Origin of the sequence: Streptomyces sp. NBC_01445 (genome assembly GCF_035918235.1) — a bacterium.
Lineage (GTDB): Bacteria > Actinomycetota > Actinomycetes > Streptomycetales > Streptomycetaceae > Streptomyces.
This window is the reverse complement of sequence record NZ_CP109485.1, coordinates 4,855,504-4,868,447: the sequence shown is the minus strand read 5'-3', so window position 1 is coordinate 4,868,447 and position 12,944 is coordinate 4,855,504. Positions and strand designations below refer to the sequence as shown.

General features: G+C 70.0%; 12 protein-coding genes. 4 read left to right on the top strand and 8 right to left on the bottom strand.

Annotated features, from left to right (window positions below; all coding sequences use genetic code 11):
- Positions 1-756, bottom strand: coding sequence for a DUF4232 domain-containing protein (locus OG574_RS22200; protein WP_326774640.1), 756 nt, complete (start codon positions 754-756; stop codon positions 1-3).
- Between the two features lie 173 nt (positions 757-929).
- On the opposite strand from OG574_RS22200, the gene OG574_RS22195 reads away from it, so the two are divergent.
- A complete protein-coding gene (locus OG574_RS22195; protein ID WP_326774639.1) occupies positions 930-2,198 on the top strand; it encodes a helix-turn-helix domain-containing protein in 1,269 nt (422 codons plus the stop codon).
- A 111-nt stretch (positions 2,199-2,309) separates the two neighbouring features.
- On the opposite strand, the gene argS is transcribed toward OG574_RS22195, so the two are convergent.
- On the bottom strand, positions 2,310-4,076 hold the full coding sequence (gene argS / locus OG574_RS22190) for an arginine--tRNA ligase (protein ID WP_326774638.1): 1,767 nt from the start codon (positions 4,074-4,076) through the stop codon (positions 2,310-2,312).
- 158 nt (positions 4,077-4,234) lie between these two features.
- Between argS and lysS the strand changes: the two genes are divergently transcribed.
- On the top strand, positions 4,235-5,983 hold the full coding sequence (gene lysS, locus OG574_RS22185; RefSeq protein ID WP_326774637.1) for a lysine--tRNA ligase: 1,749 nt from the start codon (positions 4,235-4,237) through the stop codon (positions 5,981-5,983).
- A gap of 56 nt (positions 5,984-6,039) precedes the next feature.
- On the opposite strand, the gene OG574_RS22180 is transcribed toward lysS, so the two are convergent.
- The 3 genes from OG574_RS22180 to OG574_RS22170 all read right to left on the bottom strand — a co-directional run bounded on the left by OG574_RS22180 (position 6,040) and on the right by OG574_RS22170 (position 9,397).
- Positions 6,040-7,302 carry a DUF2637 domain-containing protein gene (locus tag OG574_RS22180; protein WP_326774636.1) on the bottom strand — a complete coding sequence of 421 codons (1,263 nt, stop codon included), beginning with the start codon at positions 7,300-7,302 and terminating at the stop codon, positions 6,040-6,042.
- Between the two features lie 199 nt (positions 7,303-7,501).
- Positions 7,502-8,371: a DUF3558 domain-containing protein gene (locus tag OG574_RS22175; RefSeq protein ID WP_326774635.1), complete on the bottom strand. Its 870-nt coding sequence runs from the start codon at positions 8,369-8,371 to the stop codon at positions 7,502-7,504.
- Positions 8,372-8,500: 129 nt separating this feature from the next.
- The gene (locus tag OG574_RS22170; RefSeq protein WP_326774634.1) at positions 8,501-9,397 is read right to left on the bottom strand and encodes a DUF3558 domain-containing protein; all 897 of its coding nucleotides are present in this window, start codon (positions 9,395-9,397) and stop codon (positions 8,501-8,503) included.
- A gap of 212 nt (positions 9,398-9,609) precedes the next feature.
- Here OG574_RS22170 and OG574_RS22165 point away from each other — a divergent pair, with 212 nt between their 5' ends.
- A complete protein-coding gene (locus OG574_RS22165) occupies positions 9,610-10,803 on the top strand; it encodes an RtcB family protein (protein WP_326774633.1) in 1,194 nt (397 codons plus the stop codon).
- Positions 10,804-10,823: 20 nt separating this feature from the next.
- Here the strand turns inward: OG574_RS22165 and OG574_RS22160 are convergent, their stop codons facing one another.
- From OG574_RS22160 to OG574_RS22150, 3 genes are all read right to left on the bottom strand, one after another.
- The gene (locus tag OG574_RS22160; protein WP_326774632.1) at positions 10,824-10,997 is read right to left on the bottom strand and encodes a hypothetical protein; all 174 of its coding nucleotides are present in this window, start codon (positions 10,995-10,997) and stop codon (positions 10,824-10,826) included.
- Positions 10,997-11,773 (bottom strand): SDR family NAD(P)-dependent oxidoreductase, encoded by a 777-nt coding sequence (locus tag OG574_RS22155; RefSeq protein ID WP_326774631.1) that lies wholly within the window; start codon positions 11,771-11,773, stop codon positions 10,997-10,999. Before OG574_RS22155 ends, OG574_RS22160 begins: the two co-directional genes overlap by 1 nt.
- Before the next feature lie 62 nt (positions 11,774-11,835).
- The gene (locus OG574_RS22150; protein WP_100599445.1) at positions 11,836-12,174 is read right to left on the bottom strand and encodes a YnfA family protein; all 339 of its coding nucleotides are present in this window, start codon (positions 12,172-12,174) and stop codon (positions 11,836-11,838) included.
- A 265-nt stretch (positions 12,175-12,439) separates the two neighbouring features.
- On the opposite strand from OG574_RS22150, the gene OG574_RS22145 reads away from it, so the two are divergent.
- Positions 12,440-12,895: a hypothetical protein gene (locus OG574_RS22145; protein ID WP_326774630.1), complete on the top strand. Its 456-nt coding sequence runs from the start codon at positions 12,440-12,442 to the stop codon at positions 12,893-12,895.
- Positions 12,896-12,944 lie beyond the last annotated feature (49 nt).

The window sequence follows — 12,944 nt, the reverse complement described above, 5'->3', positions numbered from 1 at the left end:
TCACCAGCTCAGGGCGTCGCTCATCGACTGCTGCCAGTACGTGACCTTGAGCGAGTCGTCGATGTAGACGCCCTTCGCGGGCAGGGCGGCCTTGGCGCCGGGGCCGCCGTCGTTCGTGTTGCGGCCCTGGAAGAAGACCTCAAGTGTGTTCTCCGTACGCCCGTTGGAACCGCCGCCGTCGTCGCCGCCGGAGAGTGCGACGCCCGCATAGGCGGACTGGCCCGGCGACAGGGACACCACCGCCTGCGGCTGCGAGTCGTCGATCACCGGCGGGACCGCCTGGGCCTCGCCGAAGCGGACGGCCGGGTAGCCGTACAGATCGCAGCGCTTCGAGCCCGTGTTGGTCACCGTCAGGAGCAGGTGGTTGATGGGGCGTGTGACGGACTGGGCGGCAACCTTGACCGTGGAGCCGTTGCACGTGACGCGGGCGGTGGAGGCGGTGGGGTTGTTCTTGCCGGTGGAGGCGGGCTGGGGCTTCGGCTTGGTGGTGGCGGCACTTGTGGTGCCGGAGCTCGTGCCGGTGCCTGTGCCGGAGCTCGTGCCGGTGCCTGTGCCGGAGCCCGTCGTCGATCCGGCGTTCGCGTCCTTGCCGTTGTCGCCGTCGGCCGGCACCGAGTTCGAGGGGTGCTGCGACGCGCCCTCGTCGCGGACCCCGTCCCCGTTGTTGCAGGCGGTCAGGGAGAGTGCGGCCAGGGCGACCGTGGCGGCGGCCGTGAGGAGGCGGACACGGGAGCGGGTGGGTGCGGCGATGGACACTGGTGATCCCCTTCGGAAGCGGCGTGCTTGGATGACCAGAGCTTGTGCGGTGATCCGTCCCAATCGCCAGCACCGCAGGACCACTTGGGACGCTGGAACGTTCGTATCGGCTCTGACCTGGGGAAACGACCGTGCCCTGGAACGCCGGACTGGAATGAGGGGGGTGGGGAACGGTGGCGGAGGTTGACGCGACGGCCGAGTTCGCGGCGCTGCTGCGAGGGCTGAAGGAGCGCTCGGGGCTGAGTTATGGCGTACTCGCGAAGCGGCTCCACATGAGTACGTCGACGCTGCACCGGTACTGCAACGGGGACGCGGTGCCGGTCGACTACGCGCCGGTCGAGAGGCTGGCCCGGCTGTGCAAGGCCGGTCCCGAGGAGCTCGTCGAGCTGCACCGGCTGTGGGTCCTCGCGGACGCGGCGCGCAGGACGAAGCCGGCGGCGGCATCGGAGGAGCCGGCTGTGGTAGCGGTGGAGCCGGTGGCTGTGGCGGTGGAACCAGTGGCGCCCGTGCCCGATGCGGAGCCCGTACCCGCCCCCGAGAGGCGCCGCTCCCGGCGCGTGGTCGTGCTCGCCGCCGCTCTTGCCGTCGTCGTGGCCGGGGGAGCCGGCGCGTTCGCCGTGCACCTCGCCGGAGACGGTGGTGGTGACGGCGGCGGAGACCGGAAGGACCACGCCGGGGCCACCTCGTCCGCCACGCCGGGAGCGCGCTCCGCGGACCCGTCGGGCAAGGCGTCCCCGTCGGCGGGCCACGAGCGCAAGCCGTCCGCGAGCCCGTCCCGCAGTGACAACCCGGCCGGTGACGCGCCGGGCACCCCGTCCGACCCGGCGGCAGGTGCGGCCACCGGCACTCCGCTGACCGTCGCCACCACGCCGTATGTCTACGAGAGTCCGTGCAGCCAGCACTTCCTGATCGACCGGCCGCCGGTCAAGGTGCCCCCGCCGCCCCTCGAACAGGACGCCCCGAACTGGGTCGGCGTGCTCGGTGCGGTCGCGTCGGGGGAGCAGCTCATCAAGCTCACCGTTCAGGGGACCGGCAGTGACACCGTGGTTCTTGAGGACCTGGACGTCCGCGTCATGAAGTCCGGTGCGCCGCTCGCGTGGAACGACTACTCGATGGGCGTGGGCTGCGGGGGCAACGTGGAAACGAAGTCGTTCGGCGTGGATCTCGACGCGCCCCGCCCGGTCTCGGAGCCGAAGAACGGGCAGCGCGATTTCCCGTACAAGGTCAGTGAGAGCGACCCCGAGGTCTTCTACATCAAGGCGAACACCAAGGCCCACGACGTCAGTTGGGTCCTGGAGCTGAAGTGGTCGAGCGGCTCACGCCACGGTGTCCTGAAGATCGACAACCAGGGGCGGGCCTTCCGCACCAGCGCCGACGTCGGCCGTCCCGGCTACGACTACCCGATCGGGGCGGGCAGCTGGGGCGAGCGCGTCGACGGATAGCCGCCGCGCCCGAACGACTGTGCCCCGCCGGAGAGTTCCGGCGGGGCACAGTCGGCGTATCGGACTCGGTCGGCGTATCGGACTACCGGTTATCGGAAGGCCGAGGCCGGGTCAGAGGCGCTCGGGCGTCCTGATGCCCAGGAGCGCCATGCCCTGGTGCAGGGTGCGGGCCGTCAGGTCGCACAGGAACAGCCGGTTCTCGGCGACCTCCGGCGCTGGCGCGGGCTTCACGACCGGGCACTGGTCGTAGAACGTCGTGTACAGCGACGCCAGCTGGTACAGGTACGCGGCCAGCTTGTGCGGCTCGTACGACGACGCGACCTCGGCCAGCGTCTCGCCGAACTGGTCCAGGTGCAGGCCGAGCGCCCGCTCCGCCGGGGCCAGTTCGAGCTCTGGGTGCGCGACGGGCCTGCGGTCGCCCGCCTTGCCGAAGATCGACCGGATACGGGCGTACGCGTACTGGAGGTACACGCTCGTGTCGCCGTTCAGCGACACCATCTGGTCCAGGTCGAACTTGTAGTCGCGCACGGCGGAGGTCGACAGGTCGGCGTACTTGACCGCGCCGATGCCGACGTACGTGCCGTTCTCGACGATCTCCTCCTCGGCCAGGCCCACCTTCTCCGCCTTCTCGCGCACGACGGCCGTGGCCCGGTCGATCGCTTCGTCGAGGAGGTCCACCAGGCGCACCGTCTCGCCCTCACGGGTCTTGAACGGCTTGCCGTCCTTGCCGAGGACGGTGCCGAAGGCCAGCTGGTGCGCCTTCACGTCCTCGTTCAGCCAGCCGGCGCGGCGGGCCGTCTCGAAGACCATCTTGAAGTGCAGCGACTGCCGGGCGTCCACGACGTACAGGAGCGTCGACGCCTTGAGGTTCTGGACGCGGTCCCGGATCGCGGAGAGGTCGGTGGCGGCGTAGCCGTAGCCGCCGTTCGACTTCTTGACGATCAGGGGGACCTTGTTGCCGTCGGGGCCCAGGACGTCGTCGAAGAAGACGCACAGCGCACCCTCGGAGCGGACCGCGACGCCCGACTCCTCCAGGATCCGGCAGGTCTCCTCGAGCATGTCGTTGTAGCCGGACTCGCCGACCACGTCCGGGTCGTCGATCTGCATGTCGAGCTTGTTGAAGACCGAGTAGAAGTAGATCTTCGACTCGTCGACGAACCGCTGCCACAGGGCGAGGGTCTCCGCGTCCCCGGCCTGGAGGGCCACGACGCGGTCCCGCGAGCGGGCCTTGAACTCCTCGTCGGAGTCGAAGAGCGCGCGCGAGGCCTTGTAGAGCCGGTTCAGCGACGACATGGCCGCCTCGCCGTCCTCCTTGCCGCCCTCGTGGTCCAGCTCGTGCGGGTGCTCCAGGAGGTACTGGATGAGCATGCCGAACTGGGTGCCCCAGTCGCCGATGTGGTGGCGCCGGACGACCTTCTCGCCGGTGAACTCCAGGATCTCGACCATCGCGGCGCCGATCACGGCGGAGCGCAGGTGGCCGACGTGCATCTCCTTCGCCACGTTCGGCTGGGCGTAGTCGATGACCGTAGTGCCCGCGTCCTGCTGGAGCGGCACGCCGAGGCGGTCGTCGGCGGCGCGGGCGGCCAGGGTCTCGATGATGGCCTTGTCGGCGATCGTGATGTTCAGGAAGCCGGGCCCCGAGACCTCGACGTCCTTGATCACGTCGTTGGCCGGGAGGGCGTCCAGGACGGTCGCGGCGAGCTCGCGCGGGTTCGCCTTCGCCTTCTTCGCGAGGGCCAGGATCCCGTTGGCCTGGAAGTCGGCCCGGTCACTTCGTCGCAGCAGCGGGTCGGCGGCGCCGGCCTCCGGCAGGGCAGCCGAGAGGGCGTCCGCGAGACGCTGGTGGACGGAAGCGGTGAGGGACGTGACCGAGGCCATGGGTGAGGTGCCGTTCTGCTCGGGTGCCTGGGTTTCTCCATATACAGAGAAGCTCAGTATCCCACGCGGTGAAAAGCGGTTTTCGCGGATGGGGGCGCAGCTGGGAGAATGGAACGGTCAGGCGTCCCTGACGCACACCACGTATGAGGAAGAAGGACGTGCCGATCGTGGCTCAGAGCACAGAGACCACCGACTGGGTCTCCCGTTACGCGGACGAGGTCATTGCCGAGTCGGAGCGTCGTGCCCCGGGCAAACCGGTCGTCGTCGCGTCCGGACTCTCCCCGTCCGGCCCCATCCACCTGGGGAACCTGCGCGAGGTCATGACCCCGCACCTGGTCGCCGACGAGGTCCGCCGCCGCGGGTACGAGGTCCGGCACCTGATCTCCTGGGACGACTTCGACCGGTACCGCAAGGTCCCGGCCGGTGTCCCCGGCGTCGACGAGTCCTGGGCCGATCACATCGGCAAGCCGCTCACGTCGGTCCCGGCGCCCGCCGGATCGGCGTTCCCGAACTGGGCGGAGCACTTCAAGGCCGCGATGACCGGGGCGCTCGCCGACCTGGGCGTCGAGTTCGACGGCATCAGCCAGACCGAGCAGTACACGTCGGGTGTCTACCGCGAGCAGATCCTGCACGCGATGAAGCACCGAGGTGACATCGACGCGATCCTCGACCAGTACCGGACCAAGAAGGCCCCGCCGAAGCAGCAGCAGAAGCAGCAGAAGCCGGTCGACGAGGCCGAGCTGGAGGCCGCCGAGGGCTCCGGCGCGGCGAACGAGGACGACGGCAGCGGCGGCGCGGGCGGCTACTACCCGTACAAGCCGTTCTGCGGCGAGTGCGGCAAGGACCTGACCACCGTCACGTCGTACGACGACGAGACGACGGAGCTGTCCTACACCTGCACGCTCGACGGCCACAGCGAGACGGTCCGGCTGAGCGAGTTCAACCGCGGCAAGCTGGTCTGGAAGGTCGACTGGCCGATGCGCTGGGCGTTCGAGGGCGTGATCTTCGAGCCGTCCGGTGTCGACCACTCGTCCCCGGGCTCGTCGTTCCAGGTCGGCGGGCAGATCGTCGGGATCTTCGGCGGCAAGCAGCCGATCGGCCCGATGTACGCGTTCGTCGGCATCAGCGGCATGGCGAAGATGTCGTCCAGCAAGGGCGGGGTCCCGACCCCGGCCGACGCGCTCCAGATCATGGAGCCGCAGCTCCTGCGCTGGCTGTACGCCCGCCGCCGGCCCAACCAGTCGTTCAAGATCGCCTTCGACCAGGAGATCCAGCGGCTCTACGACGAGTGGGACAAGCTCGCCTCCAAGGTCGCCGACGGCTCCGTCCTGCCGGCGGACGCCGCCGCGTACACGCGCGCCGTGGGCACCGCGGCCGGTGAACTGCCGCGCACCCCGAGGCCGTTGCCGTACCGCACGCTGGCCTCCGTCGCCGACATCACCGCCGGCGCCGAGGACCAGACGCTGCGCATCCTCAGCGAGCTCGACCCGGAGAACCCGGTCACCGCGCTCGACGAGGTACGGCCGAGGCTGGACCGGGCCGAGACGTGGATCAGCAAGTACGTGCCCGCCGAGTCGCGCACCCTCGTGCGCGAGGAGCCGGACACGCAGGCGCTGGCCGCGCTCGACGACGAGGCCCGCGAGTCGCTGCGGCTCCTCCTCGACGGCCTGGACTCGCACTGGTCCCTCGACGGCCTGACGCACCTCGTCTACGGCGTGCCGAAGGTCCGGGCGGGTTTCTCGCCGGACGCGACGCCGAAGGAGCTGCCGCCGGAGATCAAGACGGCCCAGCGGTCGTTCTTCGCGCTCCTGTACGACCTGCTCGTCGGCCGTGACACCGGGCCGCGGCTGCCCACGCTGCTGCTCGCCGTGGGCGCGGACCGGGTGCGCAAGCTGCTCGGCGCGTAAACGGGGAAAGGGCCGCACCGGATGCTCCGGTGCGGCCCTTTCGCGTACACGGCGGGTCAGGCGATGTGGTCCTCGATGAACTCGCTGTTCAGGCGCTGCATGAACGCCTCCATGTAGCGCTGCAGTTCACGCGGCTCCAGATTCAGCCCGTACGTCGCCTCGACGTTCGCGTGGAACGTGCCGGGTGTGGGGCCGCCTTCGCCGTCTATCGACTTCCGGAACACCTGGTAGAGGTCCTCGTCGCTGGGCGCCGCGTCGCCGGTCTCCGTGATCCCCTCACCGAGCTGGCGCGTGCGGTTGGGCCCGGACGGAACGGGAAACTCCGGCTCCTGGACCGACTGCGCAGGGATGAAGGCCTCGGCCGGAGGCTGCTCCTCGTACCACTGCTCGTACTGCTGCTCGGGGTCGTATGTCGGGTCGTAGCCACCGTCGTACGACATCGTCTGCGGCGGGGGCGCGAACCACGGGCTCGACTCCTCACCGGCGGCAGCGGCAGCGACGGCCGCCGCCTCGGCCGGAGTCCCGGGCTCCACCGGAGCCGGCTGCGGACCGGTGGCCGCCGGAGCGGGGCGCTCCAGCTCGGGAACGGGAGTGGGGGCGGCCGGTGCCGGGGCCGGGGGCAGCAGCGCCGGCTCGATGCCGGCGGCGGCCAGGCCCGAGGGGGCGGTCTCCGCGAGCGGGACGCCGTAGCGCGCCAGGCGCAGCGGCATCAGGGACTCGACGGGAGCCTTGCGGCGCCAGGCGCGGCCGAAGCGGGACCGCAGCCGCGCCTGGTAGACGAGCCGCTCCTGCTCCAGCTTGATGACGGCCTCGTAGCTGCGCAGCTCCCACAGCTTCATGCGGCGCCACAGCAGGAACGTGGGCAGTGGGGAGAGGAGCCAGCGTGTGAGGCGCACGCCCTCCATGTGCTTGTCGGCCGTGATGTCGGCGATCCGGCCCACCGCGTGCCGCGCCGCCTCGACCGAGACGACGAACAGGATCGGGATGACGGCGTGCATGCCGACGCCGAGCGGGTCCGGCCACGCGGCCGCGCCGTTGAACGCGATCGTCGCGGCGGTCAGCAGCCACGCCGTCTGGCGCAGCAGCGGGAACGGTATCCGGATCCAGGTCAGCAGCAGGTCCAGGGCGAGCAGTACGCAGATACCCGCGTCGATGCCGATCGGGAACACATAACTGAAGTTCCCGAACCCCTTCTGGAGCGCGAGTGAGCGAACGGCCGCGTACGAACCCGCGAAACCGATGCCGGCGATGACCACCGCACCGGCGACGACCACGCCGATGAGTATGCGGTGCGTCCGTGTCAGCTGTGGCGCGGCCACACGTGCTCCCCTCCCTGTACGCCTTGTTGCGCGCAACAGCCTCGCACATCGGCGTGGCGGTCCGTGGCCGGGTACGGCGGGAGCCCGGCCCCATAAGGGACCGGGCTCCGCAAAAGGCGTGACCGGCAGGTGAGTTGGGGCCTGCCGGAAGTCGACCGATGGCCGCGGAGGGCCACTTGGCGGCCGGATGCCTACGGGGTCACGACTTCGCGGACGCCTTGTCCGAGGGCTCGTCCGAAGACTTGGCCGAGGGCTTCGAGGAAGTCTTCGCGGAGGACTTCTCGGACGGCTTGGCCGACGGCTTCGTGGAGGTCTTGTCCGACGGCTTCGCCGAGGCGGAACCGGCGGTGTCCGAGCCACCCGCCCCGTTCGCCGCGACGACCGCCGCGACGGCTTCCTTCGCGGCCTTCTCGGCGTCCTTCACCAGCTCGTCGGCGCCCGGCGTCTTCTCGCCCGCGAGACCCGCACCGTTGTAGTCGATCGTCACGACGACGTTCTCGACCCGCGCGACGACCGTCTGCTGCTTGAAGGTGCCTTCCTTCTTCTTCAGCTCGTACGTCACCGCCGTCGCCTCGTCGCCCGTGCCGCTGACCGGCTCCGACTTCGGGGACTTCGCGCCGTCCACGGACTGCGCGTCGGTCACCTGCTTGGTGAAGTACGCGTGGGCCAGCTTGTTGCCGCTGCCGCGCGCCGCGTCCGAGTCGAAGCGCATCAGCGACGCGTTCAGCCAGCGGAACTGCGAACCCTTCACGCCCTTGTTGTCGAGGCTCGACCAGGAGCAGGTGCCCCGCACCGACTCGTCGTCGGAGGAGCCCGCCTTGCCCGACTTCGCCTCCGGCACGAGAGAGTCGAGCGTCTTCTTCGAGATCGCGGCACACGGCTGCGGCAGCGAGTCGTACGCCGCCGCCTTCACCTTGGCGGCCGCGTCACTCGCGGACGCCGACGCCTTCGAAGAGCCCTTGTCGGCCCCGTCGCCGGAGTCGGAGGAGCAGCCGGATGCCACGAGGATCACCGGCACGGCGGCTGCGCAGACAAATATGCGGGTGAGTCGCTTGGTCGGTCGGTGCATGGTTCCTTATTCTCCGGTTTGCCTGGTACGTACCCGAGAGGTGCGGCCCGGGTCCGATGGGCCACCGTACGCCCAAGCCGGGCCGCACGGCTCCGCTTCCGCGGACCCGTGCGCCCGCCGTACCGCCGGTTACTCGCTCAGCGTCCCGGCCAGCTTGCGGGCCAGTTCCCGCGCCCTGTCCTGCATTTCCTTGCTGTCCGGCACCTTCGCGGAGGTGCCCGGCTGCTGCTCGTACTCGACGGTCACGATGACGTTGGACGTGCGGAACACCACAGTCACCGTGCGGTGGCCGCCCGTGGACGCGGACGCCGTCAGCTGGTCGTTGAGGAACGCCTCGTCGGCCAGTCCCTCGAGAGCGCGGGGCTGCAGGTCGGCGCCGGGCACGGAGTCGTCCGGCGGGCTCGACGAGGCGTCGACCGACGCCTCTTCGGAGCCCTCTTCGTCGGTCTTGCCCGAGTTCTTCTCTTCGTCCGCCGTGCCCTTCTCGGTGCCGTTCTCGGCGTCCGCGGTGTCCTTGTCGGTGCCGGCGGAGGAGGAGTGGGAGGTGGTCGGCGACGTCGGGTCCGTGGGGACCGGGTCCGGCAGATGCGCCTCGGTCTGCTTCGCAGCGAAGACCTGGCCGGCTTCCGTGTCGTCGCTCACCGCGTTGTCGTAGGACACGACCCGCTCGAAGTCGACCAGCAGAAGATGCGTCGCGTCCGCCCCGTCGTCCTTCCAGCGGCAGCCCACGCGCCGGTCCGTGTCGTACGTGACCGTGGCCGCGCCCTCGTACGCCTTGTCGCGCTGGTCGCCCTCGGGGAACTCCTTGATGCCGGGCAGCATCTTGTCGAGGGTGCCCTTGTCGGGCTGACGGCACGGCTCGGGCAGGGTGCGGTACTTGCCGGGCCGGGCGGCCGCGGCGCTGGTGCCGACGTCACCGGGCTTGGAGTCGGTCGCGTCACCGGTGGCCCCAGAGCCTCCGGTGCAGCCGGTGAGCAGCGCTGCGAGGAGCGCGGCGACGCCGGGTACGTACGCCTTCCGCTGCACGGTGATGGCCCCTCTCGACAAGGTGACGCGTCGTCGGACGCGCATATTCGGTTGCCGTCACAGGACGGCCGATGGACACAATGTGTATCGCACGCACTGCTGTGAACGCCGGTCCGATATCCCATTCGTCGACCTTGGCGCCGGTATTTGCGATTACTGACTTTTGATTGGGTACGCGAACGTACGGGAGCGTACGGGGGGACGAGGACACCATGTCGTATGTAGAGGTTCCGGGGGCGAAGGTCCCGATCCGGATGTGGACGGATCCGGCGTCGGTCGAGGACGTGGCGATGCAGCAGCTGCGCAATGTCTCGACGCTGCCGTGGATCAAGGGTCTGGCAGTGATGCCCGATGTGCACTTCGGCAAGGGCGCGACGGTCGGCTCGGTCATCGCGATGCACGGCGCGGTCTGCCCGGCGGCGGTGGGCGTGGACATCGGCTGCGGCATGTCGGCGGTGAAGACGTCCCTGACGGCGAATGACCTGCCTGGCGACCTGTCCCGGCTCCGCTCGAAGATCGAACAGGCGATCCCGGTGGGCCGCGGCATGCACGACGCCCCGGTGGATCCGGGGCGGCTGCACGGTTTCGGCGTGGGGGCCTGGGACGACTTCTGGGGCCGGTTCGAGGGCGTCGCGGACGCGGTGAAGTTCCGCGAGGAGCGCGCCGCGAAGCAGATGGGGACGCTCGGCTCCGGAAATCATTTCTGGGAGTTTTGCCTCGATACGGACAATTCTGTCTGGGTCATGCTCCATTCGGGTTCCCGGAACATCGGCAAGGAGCTGGCCGACCACCACATCGGCGTCGCGCAGAAGCTCGCGCACAACCAGGGGCTGGTCGACCGCGACCTCGCGGTGTTCATCGCGCAGACCCCGCAGATGGCGGCGTACCGCAACGATCTGTTCTGGGCGCAGGAGTACGCGAAGTACAACCGCGCGGTCATGATGGCGCTCTCCCTGGACGTGATTCGCCGCGAGTTCAAGAAGGCGAAGCCGACGTTCGAGCCGGTCATCTCCTGCCACCACAACTACGTGTCGGAGGAGCGCTACGACGGCATGGACCTGCTCGTCACCCGGAAGGGCGCGATCCGCGCGGGTTCCGGTGAGTACGGGATCATCCCCGGCTCGATGGGCACCGGCTCGTACATCGTGAAGGGCCTCGGGAACGTGGCGTCGTTCAACTCGGCGTCGCACGGCGCCGGCCGCAGGATGAGCCGGAACGCCGCGAAGAAGCAGTTCTCGACGAAGGACCTGGAGGAGCAGACGCGGGGCGTGGAGTGCCGCAAGGACTCCGGCGTCGTGGACGAGATCCCGGGCGCGTACAAGCCGATCGAGAAGGTCATCGAGCAGCAGCGCGATCTGGTCGAGGTCGTCGCGAAGCTGAAGCAGGTCGTCTGCGTCAAGGGCTGAACCGCCCTCGGCCCGCGCGCCTACTTCGCGTGCGTGACCGCGTAGATCATGACCAGGGCGACCAGGTGGATGCCGAAGAGGAAGTAGGCCAGGTACCACCACATGTGGCGTTCGCCGCGCTTTTCCTCTGCGCGGCGGCGCTCGTCCGCCTCGCGCTCCAGGATCTCCAGCGGGTCCGGGGTGTCCGGGGGCATCACAGCTCCCTGTGGACCTTGGTGTTGGAGGCCTGGGCGCGGGGGCGGACGACGAGCAGGTCGATGTTCACGTGGCTGGGGCGGGTGACCGCCCAGGTGATGGTGTCGGCCACGTCGTCCGCCGAGAGCGGTTCGGCGACGCCCGCGTAGACCTTCTCGGCCTTCTCGGTGTCGCCGCCGAAGCGGGTGAGGGCGAACTCCTCGGTCTTGACCATGCCGGGCGCGACCTCGATGACGCGGACCGGGGTGCCGACGATCTCCAGGCGCAGGGTCTCGGTGAGGACGTGCTCGGCGTGCTTGGCGGCCACGTAGCCGGCGCCGCCCTCGTACGTGCTGAGGCCGGCGGTGGAGGAGAGGACGACGACGGTGCCGTCGCCGCTCGCGGTGAGCGCGGGGAGCAGGGCCTGCGTGACGTTCAGCGTGCCGATGACGTTCGTCTCGTACATCTGGCGCCACTGGGCGGGGTCACCCGTCGCCACGGGGTCCGCGCCGAGCGCACCGCCCGCGTTGTTCACGAGGACGCCGATGGTCTTGAAGGCCGTGGCGAACTCGTCGACCGCGGCGCGGTCCGTGATGTCGAGCGCGTAGGCCGCGGCCTGGTGGCCCGCGTCGTTGATCTCCGCGGCCAGCGCCTCGATACGGTCCTTGCGGCGCGCGGTGAGCACGACCCGGTATCCGGCCGCCGCCAGCTGACGTGCGGTGGCTGCGCCGATTCCGCTGCTCGCGCCGGTGATGACGGCGATGCGGGAGGCGGCTGCGGGCGCGGCGGCGGTCATGGCTTGTCTCCTCGGACGGGCGATCGACTCCCGCCAGGATAGGCAGGCGGCGCGCGGTGGTGTCACCGGCCGCCGCGGGGCGCGTACATGATCACGGCCATGCCGGCCAGGCAGACGAGGGCTCCGGTGACGTCCCAGCGGTCGGGCCGGTAGCCGTCCGCGACCATGCCCCAGGCGATCGAGCCCGCGACGAAGACGCCTCCGTACGCGGCGAGGATGCGGCCGAACTCGCCGTCGGGCTGGAGCGTGGCCACGAATCCGTAGATGCCGAGGGCGATGACGCCCGCGCCGATCCACGCCCATCCCCTGTGTTCGCGTACGCCTTGCCAGACGAGCCAGGCGCCGCCGATCTCGAAGAGGGCGGCGACGACGAAGAGGAGCGCGGAGCGGGCGACGAGCATGGGGGACAGGCTGCCATGGCGCTCGTGCGCGGCCGCCACACCGTCACCTGTTGGACGGCGCCTGCGGGGCGGGATGCGTGGGATACATCAGGAGACCCGCCTGACCGTGACCGGTGATTCGTGACCGGTGATGCGTGGTCGGTGACTCCTGGTCGGTGATCTGCGGCGGTGACGAGAAGGCGGAGAGAACATGCTGGTGAGGCGTGGAATTGGGCGTGGAATGGGGCGTGGCACAGGCCGTGGAGTCGGGCGTGGGATCGGGGCTGTGGGGCTGAGCGCTGTCGTGGTGCTGGGGGCTGGTCCCGCCGTTGCCGACGGGCCTCTGCCGCGGTCCGTCCCGGAGGTCGATCTGGCGTATCACGGGCAGGTCACCATGTCCCGGGGCCGGGTGGAGACCTGGCTGATCCCGCAGAACCACGGTCCGTCGGCGGTGACCGACGCCACGGTGCGGCTGCGCTGGTCGGCGCCGGTCGCGGACGCGCGGTGGCTGCCGCCGATGTGTGTGCGGGCCGACGCGCGGACGGTGCTGTGCCGCACGGGCGCGCTGCCGGCGGACAGCAGGGGCGGGCAGATCAGGGTGCCGGTGCGGCTGGCGGGGGCGCCTTCGGAGGTGACGGTGCGGATCGACACGATGTGGAGCGGCGGTTCTGCGGACCACAATCCGCAGAACAGCACCCATCAGGTCCTGGCCCTGGACACCGGGGACGTCTACTACTTCTGACACTCCTGACACTTCTGAGCTGGTGCCGCTTCTGAGACAGGGGTGTGGG